A 16,752-nucleotide genomic window follows, 5' to 3' on the forward strand; every position below is an offset into this window, starting at 1 on the left:
AACGTTTGACACCAGCCGGATAGACTCTTTATGATGTCGTTATAACATAGTAAACGGGTAGGAATTGTAAATTAATTATTCCGGCCTGTACAATCGGGTATGGTTCCCATGTCGGCAGACACCTCCTGGGCGGAGGGTTTGACCGGCGGAACCGCCCGTTCCTTCGCATCAGGGAATCCGGCAGCATGAACGCAACCGAACGATACAATTTGGGGGAGTGTTGAAGAATGAAAACCTGGTTCAAGAAAAGCGCCGCCGCCGGACTTGCTCTGCTGCTGACTGCGGGTCTTGCGGGATGCGGGGACAACGGCAATTCCAAGAACGGCAACAGCGCGAGCGCCGAATCGGCCTCGTCGCCTCCGGCTTCCAAGAAACCGGTCGAGTTGCTGAACGTTTCCTATGACCCCACCCGCGAGCTGTATGAGAACTACAACAAGGCCTTCTCGGCTTATTGGGAGAAGGAGACCGGACAGAAGGTCACGATCAAGCAGTCGCACGGCGGATCGGGCGCGCAGAGCCGGTCGGTGCAGGAGGGCCTGGAGGCCGATGTGGTAACGCTGGCGCTGGGATACGATATCGACGCATTGCAGAAGGCCGGACTGATCAACGAAGGCTGGCAGACCAAGTTCGATCATAACAGTTCGCCGTACACCTCCACCATCGTCTTCCTCGTCCGCAAGGGCAACCCCAAAGGAATCAAGGACTGGCCGGATCTGCTGAAGGACGGCGTCGAGGTCATTACGCCGAACCCGAAGACTTCGGGCGGCGCGCGCTGGAACTATCTGGCGGCCTGGGGCTACGCGCTGGATCACAACAACAACGATGAAGCGAAGGCCAAGGCGTTCGTCAAGGAGCTGTATACCCATGTGCCTGTGCTCGACAGCGGCGCCCGCGGCGCAACGACGACCTTCGTGGAGCGCGGCATCGGCGACGTGCTGATCGCCTGGGAGAACGAAGCCTATCTGTCCATCAAGGAGCTCGGCCCCGACAAGTTCGAGATCGTGAACCCGTCGGAGAGCATCCTGGCCGAGCCGCCGGTGGCCGTCGTTGACAAGATCGCCGACAAGAAGGGCACCCGCGAGGTAGCCGAAGCCTACCTGAAGTATTTGTACAGCGAGGAAGGACAGACCATCGCCGCCGAGAACTACTACCGTCCTACGCTGGACAGCGTCAAGGAGAAGTTCAAATCGCAGTTCCCGGACATCAAGCTGTTCACGCTGGCTGACAAGTTCGGAACCTGGAAGGAGACGCAGGAGAAGCACTTCAACGACGGCGGCGTGTTTGACGAGATCTACGTTCCGGGCAAGTAAGCTGGAGCAGGGCTGATCGGCCTAAGAGCCGAAGGCAAGCGAAAGGATGGATGAACCAATGGGAGCAGGTGTAGAGGCTCCGGGCCGGAAGGGGCGCAGAATTCTGCCGGGCTTCGGACTGACGATGGGCGTCAGTGTGCTGTATCTCAGTCTGGTTGTGCTGATTCCGCTGTCGGCGCTGGTGTTCAATCAGACGGGGCTGACCTGGAGCAAGCTGTGGGAAGTGGCGTCCGATACGCGGGTGCTGGCTTCTTACCGGGTCAGCCTGACGACGTCGGCCGCGGCGGCGCTGGCGGACAGCGTGCTCGGCCTGCTGGTGGCCTGGGTGCTGGCGCGCTATGAGTTTCCGGGCAAAAAAGCATTCGACGCGCTGATCGACCTGCCGTTCGCGCTTCCGACAGCCGTGGCGGGCGTTGCGCTGACCGCGCTCTACTCCCGGAACGGCTGGATCGGCTCGCTGTTTGACCCGCTCGGCATCCGCATTGCATTCACGCCGCTCGGGATTACGCTGGCGCTGATGTTCATCGGCATCCCGTTCGTCGTCCGCACGGTTCAGCCCGTGCTGGAGGATATGGAGCGGGATACCGAGGAAGCCGCGGCGACGCTGGGCGCCGGGCGCTGGCGGACCTTCCGGAAGATTGTGCTTCCGGGGCTGCTTCCCCCGCTGCTGACCGGGTTCGCGCTTGCGTTCGCAAGAGGCATCGGCGAATACGGCTCCGTCGTCTTCATTTCCGGCAATATGCCGATGCGGACCGAAATCGCGCCGCTGCTCATCGTCTCCAAGCTGGAGCAGTTCGACTATGCGGGGGCGACGGCGGTCGCCCTGTTGCTCCTGCTCCTCTCATTCCTGCTGCTGCTGGTCGTCAATTCGCTGCAGCGCTGGATGCGCAAGGCGGCCCGCTGAAGCAGCGGCATCCCACTTTCACACGCGAAGGAGGAACAGGCAGATGGCAGGAACGGTACCTCTGCCGGCGGCCCGGGCGCAGACCCGGCCGGCGGCATCCCGGGCGGCGGACGAATCGCCGGCCGTCAAATGGCTGCTGATCGGCCTTGCGGCGGCGGTGCTTCTGTGGCTGATTGCGCTCCCGCTCGCCATTGTGGTGACGGAAGCACTGAAGAAGGGCTGGGACGTCTACTGGGCAGCGCTGCGCGATCCCGATGCCGCCTCGGCGCTGCGGCTGACCCTGCTGACGGCAGCTGTAACCGTGCCGCTGAACACCCTGTTCGGCGTTGCGGCGGCCTGGGCCGTGACCAAGTTCAAATTCCGGGGCAAGGGTCTGCTCATTACCCTGATCGATTTGCCTTTTGCCGTCTCGCCGGTCATCGGCGGCCTGATCTTCGTGCTCGTCTTCGGCGCGCACGGCTGGTTCGGCCCCTGGCTGAGCGAACATGACATCAAGATTGTCTTCGCCCTGCCGGGCATTATTCTGGCCACGCTGTTCGTGACCTTCCCGTTCGTGGCGCGCGAGCTGATTCCCCTGATGGAAGACCAGGGAACGCAGGAGGAGGAAGCGGCGATCACACTCGGCGCGCGCGGCTGGCACATCTTCTGGCGGGTCACGCTTCCGAACATCAAGTGGGGCCTCCTCTACGGCATCATTCTCTGCAATGCGCGGGCCATGGGCGAGTTCGGCGCTGTCTCTGTCGTATCGGGCCACATCCGGGGCGAGACGAATACGCTCCCGCTGCATGTGGAGATTCTGTACAACGAATACCAATTCTCGGCATCCTTTGCCGTCGCGTCGCTCCTGCTGCTGCTGGCGGTAGCGACGATGCTGCTGAAGATCTGGCTGACGCGCAAGAACGCGCACGAAGCGCCCTAAGAAGGAGGCGGATTATGGCGAAGCCGTTAAAGGTGGATGAGGTGTGGCTGGAACGGATTGCAGCGCTTCTGGATGACATGGAGTTCGGCTCGCTGCACATTGTGGTCCATGAAGGGCAGATCGTGCAGATGGAGCGCACGGAACGGAAGCGGTTCGAGAACGGCGGCGGTGCCCGTTCGGCCTCTGCCGGCAATTCCGCCCGCCGGAGCGAACCGCGTTCCGCCGGGCGGGCGCAGCCCTGAGTGAGAGCCCGGCGGGCCTCAAAGATGGAGAACCAGAAAGGGAGAGCGGTCCGGCAATGCGGACCGCTCTCCCTTTTGCGTTGAACAGGACGGATCAGTAGGTGTTCCGGCGGCGGTGTCTCGGACCCGCGAGCCCTTCGAACAGCAGGACGACGGCCGTTACGGCGTGCATGAACCAGCCGACAAACGGGATAAAGCCGACGATGGACGTTACGACGCCAATGCCGTTCCCGAGTACCCGTTCTCCCTCCCGGGAGAGGATGACGATGGCGAAGAGATGGAGCAGTAAAGCGACTCCAAGCGGAATCCAGGCATTGGCTATTACGAATGCGCCGCCGATAAACGGCAGGGCCAGGAACGCCTCAAAGGCGAACGTACCCCATTTCATTAATTTTCCCAGAGGGGACATAGAGGACACAGCCTTTCTTGTGCGGATATGGTTAAGAACTGCTTCTTTATTAAGACATACGCAGGCGGAGCAGGAAGGTTTCCAATCTCTTGCGCCCGAAAGCCAAAAGAGCCCGGACTTTTTAAAGAAGAGAACTTAAGGGTAATACTGCATAGAGGTACATACCACCCGCCGGGAGGAGAGGACTGTGCAGGATTATGGAATGATTGCGGTCAAGCTGGTTACCGGATTCGTGGGCCTGTGGGTGATGACAAGGCTGCTGGGCAAAAAGGAAATCTCGCAGCTTACCCCCTTCGATTTTGTCTCGTCGCTGATGCTCAGCGAGCTGGTCGGCAACACGGTCTACCAGAAGGATGCCCATTACGGTATGCTGATCTTTGCGCTGGGGCTGTGGGCGCTGCTCTCGTATCTCTTCGAGAAGGTCACCCAGCATGCCAAGCGGCTGCGCAGCCCGATGGAAGGAGAAGCCTCCATAGTCATTTGCGACGGCAAAATCGACATGGAGCAGATGAAGCGCAACCGGCTGGATTTCGGCCAGCTTCGGATGATGCTTCGGCAGAAGGATATTTTTGAGATGTCGGAAGTGGCGTATGCGGTCTTCGAGAAGAACGGCTCGCTCAGTGTGCTGAAGAAATCGGAGGAGGAGCCGCCGACCCGGGGCGATCTCAAGGTGGACGCGCCCGAGGCGGAGCTGGCGTATTCGCTGGTCGAGGACGGCGACGTCAACGAAGACAACCTTGGAAAGATCGGCAAGGATCTGACGTGGCTGCTGGCCGAGCTTCGCCTGAAAGGGCATAACCGCCCGGAAGACCTGGCTTTTGTGGAATGGACCCGGGCGGACGGATTGTTCGTGATGGAGCAATGGATTAAGGAAGGGAGCGCATAAGACAATGAGAATCGCTATATTCGGAGCAGGCGGCGTCATCGGACGGGCGATTGCCGAGGAAGCGCGCAGACGCAAGCATGAGGTGACGGCGGCGGTACGGCGGCCGGAGACGATCGAGACGGACGGAGAAGGAATCGCGGCGGTCCGGGCGAATGTGCTGGACCCGGATTCGGTGGCCTCGGCAGCCCGGGGGCAGGACGCTGTGGTCAGCGCCTATGGCCCGTCGTTCGGCAGCGAGAGCGAGCTGCCGGAGGCGGCGCGCTCGCTTGTGGAAGGCTTGAAGCGGGCCGGCGTTGCCCGGCTGCTGATCGTCGGCGGCGCAGGCAGCCTGCTGACCGAGGGCGGCGAACGGCTGATGGATACGGCAGGCTTCCCGGAAGAGGTGCGTCCGCTGGCGGCCGCCCATGCCGACGCTTACGAGATTTATGCCGGTTCCGGGCTGGACTATACCTATGCCAGCCCGGCTGCGTCCATCTCGCCGGGGCGGCGGACCGGCCAGTTCCGCATCGGGCTGGACCGGCTGGTGACGGACGAAGACGGCCGCAGCGAGATCAGCGTGGAAGATTTCGCCGTTGCCGTGCTGGACGAACTGGAAGAGGGGCATTTTATCCGCGCCCGGTTCACGGTAGGCTACTAGCGAAAGAGCCGGTTCGGCCCGGAGAGGAGTGGACAAGATGTATCCGATTGTGACCGCAGCGGAAATGCGGGAGCTGGACCGCGCCGCTACCGAGGAGCTCGGTATCCCGGCCATCGTCCTGATGGAGAATGCCGGACGGGCGATAGCAGAGGAGATTGCGGCGCTGTCCCGCCGGTGCGGGCAGGGAAGGAACCCGGAGGGAGGCTTGGCAGTAAGCCCGGGAGAGAGGCCGTCAGGATGCTTCGCGGAAGGAAGCGATGCGCAGGGCAGGACGGATGCAGACCGCGCTGCCAAGGGCGGGGCGCGTTCCGGAGGTTTGACCATCCGGACAGAGGCGGCGCCCGGGCCGGTTCAGCCCGGTGCGGAGTACTGGATCGTGCTGGTCGGCAAAGGCAATAACGGCGGCGACGGACTGGTCGCCGCCCGGCATCTGCGCGAGGCGGGCTTCTCCGTCTCGCTTCTCTATGCGGCGCCGCCGGAATCTCTGACGGGCGAGGCCGCCGTGCAGCGGGATATCGCCGCTGCGCTGGGGGTGCCCGCCGCCGTCTATCGGGGCGGCGGCTATGACTTCACGGGCTGCGCCGGCCTTGTGGATGCGCTGCTCGGAACCGGCTCAAGCGGTGCGCCGCGCGGCCTCTTCGCCGAGCTGATCGCTGCGGCGAACGCCAGCGGACTGCCGATTGTGGCCGCCGATATTCCGAGCGGCTTGAATGCGGATACGGGGGAGACGCATGATCCCTGCATACAGGCGGAGGTCACGGTGTGCCTGGCCTTACTGAAGCGCGGGCTTCTCCAGTATCCGGGTTCGGGCGCTGCGGGCCGCGTTGCGCTCCGCTCTATCGGCATTCCGGCTGATCTGGCGCTGAAGCAGGGCCTGTCCGTGCATTGGCTGGCGCCCGCCGTGCTGGAGCGGCGGCTTGGCGTAGATCCCGGACGCCGCCGGGCGGCGGACGGCCATAAGGGAACCTACGGCCATGTGCTGGTTGCGGCAGGATCGCTGCCCATGAGCGGAGCCGGGCTGCTGTGCGCCCGGGCCGCGCTTCGGGCAGGCTGCGGGCTGGTCACCTGGGCCCTGCCCGGCCGTGTCCTGCCCTCCGCCGTTCTGGCCGCTCCCGAGCTGATGCTGGCCGATGCCGGAGGCAGTGAAGCAGGCGAATGGACGGCAGAGTCGGCGGACCGGCTGCTGGAGCTGGCGGGTACGCGGGACGTGCTGGCCGTCGGTCCGGGCATCGGCCGGTTCCCGGGCGGGGCGCAGTGGCTGCGCCGCCTGTGGGAAGAAGCCGATGTGCCGCTCGTCGTGGACGCGGATGCCCTGAACCTGCTCGCGGAGGTCTCCTATGCCGGCTGGCGGCGGACCCGCCCGGTCGTTCTCACGCCGCATCCCGGCGAGATGGCCCGGCTGGCCGGCATCCATACGGCCGAGGTCCAGCGCGACCGGATCGGTCTTGCGATCCGTTATGCCGCAGAGCACGGCGTGACGCTGGTGCTGAAGGGGGCGCACACGGTCATCGCCGCCCCCGACGGCCGCGCCTTCGTGAATACGACCGGCCACCCGGGCATGGCGACGGGCGGTGCGGGCGACGTATTGACCGGCATGATCGCCGGTCTGCTGGCACAGGGCCTGGACGGCATTCAGGCGGCGGCCTTCGCCGTCTACCTCCACGGACAGGCCGGAGAACGGGCTGCCGGGAGACGGCATGATCCGTCTTCCATCGTGGCTTCCGACCTTATCGAGGCGCTCTGACAGGGGAACGGTCAGGAGCAAGTTTCTGGACGGCGCTTGATTGAATTTCTCCTCCTCGGGTAAAACACCTATGTTGAGTCTGTCATTATTCCATATACCGAAGAGGAGGAAACAACATGTTCTTTCACGTCAAGGAGCTTCAATACCGCGCCAAACCAGCGAAACCGGATCCGGTCTATGCCCGCAAGCTGCAAGAAGTCTTGGGCGGCCAATTCGGTGAAATGTCAGTCATGATGCAATATTTGTTCCAGGGCTTCAACTGTCGGGCAGAGAAGAAATACCGCGATATGCTGCTCGATATCGGCACGGAGGAGATCGGCCATGTCGAAATGCTGTGCACGATGATCTCGCAGCTTCTGGACGGCGCTCCGGCCGATCAGGTCGATGAAGCGGCAAAGGACCCGTTGCTCGCAGCCGTCATGGGCGGCATGAACCCGCAGCATGCGATTGTATCGGGTCTCGGCGCTGCACCGACGGACAGCAACGGCTATCCGTGGAACAGTAAATATATTATTTCCAGCGGCCATCTGCTGGCGGACTTCCGTGCCAACCTGAACGCAGAGTCGCAGGGCCTGCTCCAAGTGGTCCGGCTGTACGAGCAGACCACGGACCCGGGCATTCGCGATATGCTCTCGTTCATGATCTCCCGCGATATCATGCACCAGAATCAATGGATGGCGGCTATTGCCGAGATTGAGCAGATGGACGGCGTAATCGTACCGGCGTCGTTCCCGCGCGAACGGACGGTGGAACCGGCGACCCGCCAGTTCCTGAACTTCTCCGAGGGCGAAGAGAGCGCCGAAGGTGCCTGGGCGAGCGGCCCGCTGCCGGACGGCACCGGCAACTTCGAGTATGTGGCGAAGCCGCAGCCGATGGGCGAAGCGCCGGTTTTAAGCGTACCGGCCGATCACCAGCACTCGGTGCCGGGTACCGGACCTTACGTAGTGAATCCGGGAGTCGAACCGCTCGGTGAGTAATCGCGGCTGCCCTTGGGCAGAAGCGGGCTGCTGCCCGAAACCGAATACCCCTCCGCCAGCAGGCGGAGGGGTATTTTGCATTCTTGGAACGGTAAGCCATGAGGAAGGGTTCGCCGGAAGCGGTTAACCTTCATCCGCGGTGCCGATTCAGAAGCCCGGTTCCTATCTCAGCAGCAGATCCAGCAGCGGCAGGAACAGGGCGAAGACGGGAAGAAAGAACGGAACCCGCTCTCCGGCCCGCCGGCCGAGCTGAAGAGTGAGCAGAACCGCGATGCCCGCGAGTGCGCTTCCGCTGAAGTTCGCCCCTTGGTCGGAGGCGAGCCAGACGCCGGCCAGAATTCCGGCGGCCGCATGGACGGCTGCCTCCGTTCCCGGCGTCCGGTCGCGGCGGGGGAGTAGCGCAAGCAGCGCGTCCGCCGCAATGGAGAAGGGAAGCGCATACGCATAGACGCCGCGGGCCGGATCAGCAAGCCAGCCGGGATCGGGGACCGTTCCCCAGAGGGGTAGGGTCAGCAGGCTGAGAACAAGAAAGGCGAATCCCGCTCCGGCCAGCTTGGACAGAGCGTACATACCGGCGTTGAGGCGGATATAGGCCGGAGAATCGGGGTCCGGCCTGTGGCGGGGATCATTCGGATTCATGGGTTGCGGCTCCTTTCGCTTGCCTCGGCGGGCACCAGGTCGGCTGCCCGTCAGACGGTGACCATCTCGCCGCCGTTCACATGGATACAGCTTCCGGTGACATAACTCGATTCCGGACTTGCGAGGTAGACGTAGGCGTCCGCCAGCTCAAAGGGCTGGGCGGCCCGCTTCATCGGGGATTCCAGCCCGAACCGGCTGACCTCTTCGGCGCTGAAGCTGGCCGGAATCAGCGGGGTCCAGACCGGACCCGGGGCGACGCTGTTGACCCGGATGCCCTGATCGACCACCGAGAGGGCGAGCGAGCGGGTGAAGGAGACGATGGCGCCTTTGGTCGAAGAGTAGTCAATCAGCTGCTTGTTGCCCTGGTAAGCGGTGATGGAGGCGGTATTGATGATGGTCCCCCCGTTTTTGAGACAGGGAAGCGCAGCCTGGGAGAGATAGAAGAACGGGAACAGATTGGTGGCAAAGGTCTGAAGAAGCTGTTCCTCGGAAATATCGAGCAGACTGGGCTGCGGATACTGGACGGCGTGGTTGTTCACCAGAATATCCAGCTTCCCGAAGGTCCGCAGCGTATGATCGACGGCGGCGAAGCAGTGGCTCTTGGGGCGCAGGTCGCCTTCGATCAGCAGGCAGCGCCGCCCGAGACTCTGCACGCGGCGTGCGGTCTCGGCGGCATCTTCCCGTTCATCGAGGTAAGCAATGGCGACGTCAGCCCCTTCCTTGGCAAAAGCGATCGCGACTGCGCGGCCGATGCCGCTGTCGCCGCCGGTAATCAGGGCGGTCTTGTCCTTCAGCCGCCCGCAGCCGCACCACTGCGGGTCCTCGCTGATCGGTCTGGGGTTCATCAGGCTCTCCAGACCGGGCTGCCGGGGCTGATGCTGGGGCGGGAAGGGAATGGGCTGCTCTTGGCAGACGGTCTCATAACCGTAATACGGGTAGACAGGGATAGACAAAGGTGCAACCTCCTTGGGTTCATCGCTCGGGTTCTCTGATATATGCCTATGCGCCCGCCCAGAAAAAGGTGCCTGCCGATGCCTGCGGGACTGCTATACTGGAGAGGATTGACCGGCAGGAAGCGGGGGTGTAGATATGGATACAACGGATGGCAGACAGGGCGGGAAGGACCGGTCGGAGCTGGAGCGCTGGAAGGAGCCGTGGTGGCTGCCGGGAGCTTCGGCGCAGCAGCGCAGCGCCTGGAATGCCCTCGAAGATTGCGGATTATGGGGGGTTCTGGACCAATGGGACCCGCTTCTGGCAGGAACGGTCCCGATTGGCCTTCAGCTTCCGGGTAGCGACCTGGATATTCTGTGCGAAGTGCCTGAAAGGGAAATGGCGGAGCTTAGGGAAGTGTTGACCCGGCGGTTCGGCGGCTTGCCGGGATTCGGCGTATCCGTCCGCAGAGTGCGCGGCATTCCCCGGCTTGTGGCGAGGTTCGATGCCGGGGGCTGGCCGGTTGAGGTGTTCGGGCAGCCGGTGCCGGTCCGCTGGCAGAACGGGTTCCGCCACATGGCGGCGGAGCAGCGGATTCTGGAGCTGCGGGGAGAGGCTTTTCGCGAAGAAGTGATGAAGCTAAGACGAGACGGGTACAAGACGGAGCAGGCGTTCGCCCGGCTGCTGGGGCTGGCGGGCGATCCGTATGAGGCGATGCTGGAGCTGGCCGGCCGGGAGCTGCCCGGTTCCGGCAAATAATTGTCTCCGGAGATATTCATTCCCCCGCAGGTGGAGTGCCGATGGTACAATATAGGGAAATACAGGATTGTCGAAATGCAGGAGGGGTTGTCGAGAAATGGGACGTACCAGGCAAATGATCGGCTCCGCGCTGAAATTTCTGCTGCCGGAGGTTCAATTGGTCCAGACCGTCCGGGAGCACGGCTGGGTAGCCCGGAGAGAGCCGGCCGCTGGCAGGGAGCCGGAGGAGCGGAACGAAGCGCCGGAACAGGCGGCCGGGCGGAGGCAGGGACAGGAGCGAATGCGGGCTGCCGGAGCGGGTGCCGGACAGACCGCGGCCCAGACCGCGCCCCAGGGAGCACCGCAGCCGGTCCGGGCCGACGGCCGGACCTTCGGTCAGGCCGGATTCCCGGCGTCCGCAGCGCCCGTTCCCGAGCCGGGGAAGACCGGTCAGGAGGACTGGTCCGTGGAGGACCTGGACCGTCTGTTCCAGGAGGCCGAGGCGGCGGTGAACCGGCGGGTTGTCGGCCAGCGGCCGTTCGTGGCCGATCTGGTCGCCGCCTACAGGCAGGGATATATGAACGAATCGCCCGATCAGCCCCGCAGCGTCATTCTGGTAGCGGGCCCGCCGGGAACCGGCAAGCGGACGGCGCTGAATGAGCTGCTCCGCAGTCTGCACGTACATAAAAGGGTTCCCGCCGCCGAAGCGGCGGAGCTGGACTTGAGTCATTACACAGAGCAGGATCTCTCCGGGAACTTTATCGAAGATCTGGCAGCCGCCTTCCGCCAGGGGGAAGGCACCGTGCTGTTCGGAGGCCTCCGGCAGGCCGACTCCGCCGTGGTTGCCCAAGCGGCCCGGCTGGCGGCTGAAGGCCGGCTTCGCACCCGGGAAGGCATACGGATCAGCGCAGCAGGCTCGTTCATTGTCTTCTATCTGGATGATCCCGGAGCGGAACGGGGCGAACGGGGGCGGATTCCGGCGGGACTGTCGGGCCGTCTGCCTTCGGCCGTGCTTCAATCCGTGCGCGCCGCCGCTGTATCCGAGCCGCATGATCCCGCCTCCATGCAGGAGATTTCGCGTGCTCTGCTGGAACAAGCGGCGGAGAAGCTGTCGCGGAATACGGATACTGCCGTTGAAGTGGACGGCTCGGTTCCGGCCCGGCTGGCCCGGCTGGCGGCCGAAGACCGAACCTTCGGAGAAGCGGTGCAGGAGTGGATTGACCGGGTATGGTTCCCGGCGCTGTCGGAGCTGCGGGCCCGCGGGGAGATTCGGCGCGGCGACCGGGTACGGCTCGTCTTCAGCGGGGAGGAGTTCCGGGTGGAAGCGCCTTCCGGCTCCTATCCGGTCCGGCCGGTATCGCTCGCGCCTGATGAGACGCTGGAGGAGGCGATTGCCGAACTGAACGGACTCATCGGCCTGGAGCCGGTCAAGACCTGTATCCGGGAACTGATGGATACGGCCGCCCTGAACCGGAGAAGGGCAGCGGAGGGGGCGGGCGCGGTTCCGATGGCGCTTCATATGGTATTCACCGGCAATCCCGGCACCGGCAAGACGACCGTCGCCCGGCTGGTCGGCCGCATCCTGAAGGCGATGGGACTGCTCGAGCGCGGGCAGCTGGTAGAGGCGGCCCGGCAGGATCTGGTCGGCTCCTATGTCGGGTCCACCGCTCCGAAGACCATGGCGAAGGTAGAAGAGGCGACAGGCGGCGTGCTGTTCATCGACGAAGCCTATACGCTGGCGCGGCATGACCATGACACCTTCGGACTTGAAGCAATCGACACGCTGGTTAAGGCGATGGAAGACCGCCGGGACCGGCTGGTCGTTATTATTGCCGGGTACACGCAGGAGACGGAAGGCTTCTTGGAATCGAATCCGGGCCTGCGCTCCCGATTCCCCTTCATGGTGGAATTCCCGGATTATGCGCCCGGCGATCTGCTTCGGATTCTGGAGGGCATGGCGGCCGCCAACGGATTGCGGCTGGACGACCAGGCCCGCGAAGGTCTGGCGGAGCAGTTGGAACGGGCGCAGATTCCCGGGCGGAAGGACGGCGGCAACGGCCGGCTGGCGCGCAATCTGCTGGAAGAGGCGGTTCGCCGGCAGGCGGTCCGTCTCCGCGAGGCGGGGGATGCGGCGCCGGAGGAGCTGGGGCTGTTGACGGCCGCAGACTTCGGGCTGGGCGAACAGCCGGTCTTCGATCTCGATCAGGAGATGAACGGGATTGTCGGCCTGGCGCCGGTGAAATCCTTCATCCGCGCGCTGGAGCAGCAGGTGCTTGCCGACCGCAGACGCAGGGATGCGGGCATTGAAGTGCGGAGCGAGCAGACGCTCAATATGATTTTTACCGGCAACCCGGGAACGGGCAAGACGACGATAGCAAGACTCACCGCAGGCATGCTGCGTTCTCTGGGCGTATTGAAGAAAGGGCATCTGGTGGAAGTCGGCCGGTCCGATCTGGTCGCCGAGTACGTGGGCCATACCGCCGTTCAGACCAAACGCGTCGTGGAATCGGCGCTCGGCGGCGTGCTGTTCATCGACGAGGCGTACGCGCTGGCCCAGGACGGCGTGCAGGGCGGCGGCTTCGGCCGGGAAGCGATCGATACGCTGGTGCGCCTCATCGAGCTGCACAAGGACAATCTGGTCGTCATTATGGCCGGCTATACCGAGGATATGGAACGGTTCGTCAGCCTTAATCCCGGCATGGCTTCCCGGTTCCCGCTGCGCATTGAATTTCCGGATTATACGGCCGGCGAAATGCGGCAGATTGCCGAGACGATGGTCCGCCAGCGGGGGTTCCGGCTGGCCCCGGATATGGAAGGACGCCTGGAGGACCTGTTCCGTTCCGGGCCGATATCCGCAAGAAAGGATGCCGGCAACGGCCGGCTGGTCCGCAATGTGCTGGAAGAGGCAATCCGCAGACAGGCGGGGCGGCTTGCGGAGCAGCCCGAGCTGGAAGGAGAGCGCCTGAACGAGCTGAATGCGGCCGATTTCGGATGGGAGGGGACTTCCCGGACCGGCGCATCAGAGGGAGACGCGCTCCGCGAGCTGGATGCGGTCGTCGGGCTTGAGCCGGTCAAGGCTTTTGTCCGAAGCCTCTCTGCCCAGATTGAAGTTGGCAGACGCCGCCGGGAGCTGGGCCTTCCCCAAGCGGCGGCGCAGACCCTGCATATGGTATTCCAAGGCAATCCCGGCACGGGCAAAACGACCATCGCCCGGATTCTGGCCCGGCGCCTTCGCGAGCTGGGCGTGATCCAGGCCGATACGCTGGTCGAGACGGACCGGTCGGGTCTGGTCGCCGGCTATGTCGGCCAGACCGCACTCAAGACGCGCGAGGTCATTGAACGGGCGCTCGGCGGCGTTCTGTTCGTGGATGAAGCTTACGCGCTGGCTGAAGGAGACTCGTTCGGTCAGGAAGCGATTGACACGCTGGTCAAGGCGATGGATGACTACCGGGACAAGCTGATCGTCATTCTGGCCGGATACGAAGCCGATATGGAACGGTTCATGAACCGGAACGCAGGTCTGCGCTCCCGGTTCCCCAATGTAATAACCTTCCCGGATTACAGCGCGGAGGAGATGCTGTTGATTGCCCGCGGGCAGCTGGCTGCGCAAGGATATGCGATGACGGCGGAGACCGAACTCCGGCTGCTTGACCGGTTCAACGCTTCCGGGAGTGAACGCGAGTCCGGCAACGGCCGGCTTGTCCGCAATCTGGCGGAGCAGGCTCTCCGCGCGCACGCGCTGCGGGTCAGCCGGAAGACGGATGCAACGGCGGAAGAGCTGTCGACGCTGCTGCCGGAAGACATACCCGGTCAGGAGAGGGGGATTTCGGGATGAAATGGGTGCTGAAATGGCTCTTTGCCATCCTCTACCATCCCATAATGTGGGTGTTGATGCTGATTGCATTTATTATGCCATTCATGATCTACGGCGATGTGAAGCGGATCTGGAACTACGAGGTGCCTACAGACAATTTCAATGCCGTCCTTCTGGCATTCATCGGACTCTGGCTGTTCCTGGCCCTGCGGAATCCGTTCCTCGGGCGGCTGTACCGGCGCATTCCGGTTCTGCTCCCGGCCATGCAGATGGCGTTCTATACCAGCGTCGGGCTTAGCCTGGCGATTGCGCTGCTGAACGGCTGGGCCGACGACGGCTCGTATTCCAAGAGCCTGGCGGCCGGACTCGCCGCCGGGGCATTCGTCGCCGTGCGTCTGCTCATGTCGCTGCTGTTCTGGAAGAATCCGGTGATGCCGCAGGCGGCATCCGGCAGAGGAGGAGAAGGCCGTGACTGATCGGGAACAAGGCAGAGAACACCCGAACCCGGCGGAGCGCGGAAGGGCTGCAACGTCCGGGGGCAGCGGCGGAAGAACAGGCGGTCCCCGGAGGGGAGAAGGTCCGGTAAGGGAATCGTTGCAGAGACGGCCGTCCTTTAGAGAATCCTCTGCAAGAGAAACGTTCGACAGAGAATCCTCTGACAGAGAACCGTCCGACAGAGAACTGTCCGGCAGGGAAGCGGCAGGGGGAAGAGGCAGGAACCGGAAGAAGAACCGCCCTGCGTTCTGGGCCGGCATGACCGCTCTTCTGATGCTGGCCGTGTACCTGGTAACGGACGGTTCTACCGCCGGAATGGAAGATGTGCGGTCGAACGGAATCGGCAGAGGGCTGTCTGCCGGCGTCCAGCTTGCATCGGCCGACAGCTCGGCGGGACTTGCGCCCCGCGATTTTGACCTGAAGATGAAGGCGGGGATCACGTCGGCGCGGGTGCTGGTCTGGGACTTTGCCGCGGAGGACGGGGATGTCGTGACAATCAAAGTCAACGGAACGGCGGTATCCGAGAATGTCGGCATCTTCCATAAGCCGGTAGCGGTGGACGTGCCGGTTCCCTGCCGGATCGAGGTTGTCGGCGTCAAGGACGGCGGGGGAGGCATCACCTACGGCATCAAAATACCGGGGGCCGTCTCCGGCAGCGCTTATTTCAACGCGGCGCCCGTAGGCTCCGCCAATACGTATACGCTGACAGGCCAATGAGGCCGCGCTCAGCCGGGAGGGAGCGACAGAGCGATGAAGATACGGGAAATGACGGCCGGCGATTATGACGCCGCCTGCGGGCTGTGGAACCGGACGAAGGGAATGGGACTGAGCCGCGCAGATTCGCGGGAGGCAATCGGCCGGTTCCTGGACCGCAACCCGGGTCTGAGCCTCGTCTGCGAGACGGAGGACGGCATGCTGGCCGGCACGGCGCTGTGCGGGCATGACGGACGCCGGGGATATCTGTACCATGTGGCGATGGAGGAAGCGTACCGAGGGCAGGGCTGGGGCCGCAGGCTGGCGGAAGGCTGCTTGGAGCGGCTGCGCGGGGAAGGCATCGGCAAATGCCATCTGATGGTGGTGGATACAAATGAAGTCGGCCGGGATTTCTGGTCGGGAACGGGCTGGCAGTACCGCGGCAATATTCTGCTGTATTCGCGCGATGCGTAGCGGCACATAAGGGAAGAATCAAGGAAAGGCTCTCTGCCGGGACGGCGGGGAGCCTGTTCTTTTGGCAGGATCATGTCAGATTTGCCTCTGATGGGTGCATATTACTGCCGAAATTGACCGTGTGGAGTGGACGGGAATACCGTATAATAGGGTAATGACTCTCGCGAGCTTCTTCTTAAGGGAGCTTATCGGGATACGGTACACAGGAGGCAGAGCATGCGATTCAAGGATGTATTCTCCATTATCGGGCCGGCGATGGTCGGACCCTCCAGTTCACATACGGCGGGCGCAGCGCGGATCGGCCGGGCCGCCCGCCAGCTGCTGGGCGAAAGGCCGGCGAAGGCGGAGGCCGTCTTCTACGGGTCGTTCGCGGCGACTTATGAAGGTCACGGCACCGACCGGGCTATTGTCGGCGGACTGCTGGACTACGGGACGGACGATCCCCGGCTGCCGGATTCGATAGAGACGGCGGAGGCGATGGGGATGGCGGTGACGTTCCGGCAGGGAACGGGATTGTTCCCGCACCCGAACACCGTCCGGCTGGAGCTGGAAGGCCCGGACGGACGGAACCGGCTGTCCCTTACCGGAACTTCGATCGGCGGCGGCAACATCGAGATTGTGGAGATCGACGGATTCAGCGTCCGGCTCTCGGGCATGTATCCGACCGTTTTGATTCATCATATGGATTATCTGGGCGTGCTGGCGGCTGTCACCCATACGATGCGCCGGGCGGGCGTGAACATCGGCCATATGTCGCTGGACCGCAAGAACCGCAGCGGCGCGGCCCTCACGGCTCTGGAGCTGGATGATCCGCCGACGGCGGAACTCATTCAGGATCTGGAGATTCTGCCCGCGGTCCACTCGGTCAAGGTCATGGATCTCAGCGGGGCAGACGGAAGAACCACCCCTTCGGGGAACAGCAGAGAGTAAGGAGACAGGCA

Annotated in this window: 17 protein-coding genes; 14 read left to right on the forward strand and 3 right to left on the reverse strand. The window is 63.5% G+C overall.

Translation table 11 applies throughout. The features are described from left to right. Positions 1-227 precede the first annotated feature (227 nt). From F4V43_RS14195 to F4V43_RS14210, 4 genes are read left to right on the forward strand one after another with little or no spacing between them, the layout of a single operon-like run. Entirely contained in the window at positions 228-1,310 is a 1,083-nt protein-coding gene (locus F4V43_RS14195; protein WP_150458909.1) for a sulfate ABC transporter substrate-binding protein, read from the forward strand. A 58-nt stretch (positions 1,311-1,368) separates the two neighbouring features. Beyond that, positions 1,369-2,214 carry a sulfate ABC transporter permease subunit CysT gene (gene cysT / locus F4V43_RS14200; RefSeq protein ID WP_150458910.1) on the forward strand — a complete coding sequence of 282 codons (846 nt, stop codon included), beginning with the start codon at positions 1,369-1,371 and terminating at the stop codon, positions 2,212-2,214. Positions 2,215-2,257: 43 nt separating this feature from the next. After that, on the forward strand, positions 2,258-3,133 hold the full coding sequence (gene cysW / locus F4V43_RS14205) for a sulfate ABC transporter permease subunit CysW (RefSeq protein WP_150458911.1): 876 nt from the start codon (positions 2,258-2,260) through the stop codon (positions 3,131-3,133). A gap of 14 nt (positions 3,134-3,147) precedes the next feature. Next, complete coding sequence (locus tag F4V43_RS14210) at positions 3,148-3,375, forward strand: YezD family protein (protein WP_150458912.1); 228 nt, start codon at positions 3,148-3,150, stop codon at positions 3,373-3,375. Between the two features lie 94 nt (positions 3,376-3,469). On the opposite strand, the gene F4V43_RS14215 is transcribed toward F4V43_RS14210, so the two are convergent. Then, the gene (locus tag F4V43_RS14215; RefSeq protein WP_223879898.1) at positions 3,470-3,763 is read right to left on the reverse strand and encodes a hypothetical protein; all 294 of its coding nucleotides are present in this window, start codon (positions 3,761-3,763) and stop codon (positions 3,470-3,472) included. A gap of 208 nt (positions 3,764-3,971) precedes the next feature. Here F4V43_RS14215 and F4V43_RS14220 point away from each other — a divergent pair, with 208 nt between their 5' ends. The 4 genes from F4V43_RS14220 (at position 3,972) to F4V43_RS14235 (ending at position 8,028) form a co-directional block, all read left to right on the forward strand. Next, entirely contained in the window at positions 3,972-4,670 is a 699-nt protein-coding gene (locus tag F4V43_RS14220; protein WP_223879899.1) for a DUF421 domain-containing protein, read from the forward strand. 4 nt (positions 4,671-4,674) lie between these two features. Beyond that, a complete protein-coding gene (locus F4V43_RS14225; protein WP_150458914.1) occupies positions 4,675-5,307 on the forward strand; it encodes an NAD(P)-dependent oxidoreductase in 633 nt (210 codons plus the stop codon). A 37-nt stretch (positions 5,308-5,344) separates the two neighbouring features. After that, a complete protein-coding gene (locus F4V43_RS14230; protein WP_150458915.1) occupies positions 5,345-7,051 on the forward strand; it encodes an NAD(P)H-hydrate dehydratase in 1,707 nt (568 codons plus the stop codon). A 116-nt stretch (positions 7,052-7,167) separates the two neighbouring features. After that, on the forward strand, positions 7,168-8,028 hold the full coding sequence (locus tag F4V43_RS14235; protein ID WP_150458916.1) for a manganese catalase family protein: 861 nt from the start codon (positions 7,168-7,170) through the stop codon (positions 8,026-8,028). Between the two features lie 162 nt (positions 8,029-8,190). Here the strand turns inward: F4V43_RS14235 and F4V43_RS14240 are convergent, their stop codons facing one another. Further along, a complete protein-coding gene (locus F4V43_RS14240; protein ID WP_150458917.1) occupies positions 8,191-8,667 on the reverse strand; it encodes a hypothetical protein in 477 nt (158 codons plus the stop codon). Positions 8,668-8,717: 50 nt separating this feature from the next. Beyond that, entirely contained in the window at positions 8,718-9,620 is a 903-nt protein-coding gene (locus tag F4V43_RS14245; protein WP_223879900.1) for an SDR family oxidoreductase, read from the reverse strand. 136 nt (positions 9,621-9,756) lie between these two features. Between F4V43_RS14245 and F4V43_RS14250 the strand changes: the two genes are divergently transcribed. The 6 genes from F4V43_RS14250 to sdaAB all read left to right on the forward strand — a co-directional run bounded on the left by F4V43_RS14250 (position 9,757) and on the right by sdaAB (position 16,741). Then, a complete protein-coding gene (locus F4V43_RS14250) occupies positions 9,757-10,356 on the forward strand; it encodes a DUF4269 domain-containing protein (RefSeq protein WP_150458918.1) in 600 nt (199 codons plus the stop codon). Positions 10,357-10,453: 97 nt separating this feature from the next. Beyond that, a complete protein-coding gene (locus F4V43_RS14255; protein ID WP_150458919.1) occupies positions 10,454-14,170 on the forward strand; it encodes an AAA family ATPase in 3,717 nt (1,238 codons plus the stop codon). Continuing rightward, on the forward strand, positions 14,167-14,625 hold the full coding sequence (locus F4V43_RS14260) for a hypothetical protein (RefSeq protein ID WP_150458920.1): 459 nt from the start codon (positions 14,167-14,169) through the stop codon (positions 14,623-14,625). The genes F4V43_RS14255 and F4V43_RS14260 overlap by 4 nt, the downstream gene beginning before the upstream one ends. Then, positions 14,618-15,361 (forward strand): hypothetical protein, encoded by a 744-nt coding sequence (locus tag F4V43_RS14265; protein WP_150458921.1) that lies wholly within the window; start codon positions 14,618-14,620, stop codon positions 15,359-15,361. Before F4V43_RS14260 ends, F4V43_RS14265 begins: the two co-directional genes overlap by 8 nt. Positions 15,362-15,394: 33 nt before the next feature. Then, positions 15,395-15,811 carry a GNAT family N-acetyltransferase gene (locus F4V43_RS14270; protein WP_150458922.1) on the forward strand — a complete coding sequence of 139 codons (417 nt, stop codon included), beginning with the start codon at positions 15,395-15,397 and terminating at the stop codon, positions 15,809-15,811. A 216-nt stretch (positions 15,812-16,027) separates the two neighbouring features. Further along, a complete protein-coding gene (gene sdaAB, locus F4V43_RS14275; RefSeq protein ID WP_150458923.1) occupies positions 16,028-16,741 on the forward strand; it encodes an L-serine ammonia-lyase, iron-sulfur-dependent subunit beta in 714 nt (237 codons plus the stop codon). Positions 16,742-16,752: the final 11 nt, after the last annotated feature.

It is taken from the genome of Paenibacillus spiritus, assembly GCF_008710135.1.
Classification (GTDB): Bacteria; Bacillota; Bacilli; order Paenibacillales; family Paenibacillaceae; genus Paenibacillus_AQ; species Paenibacillus_AQ glufosinatiresistens.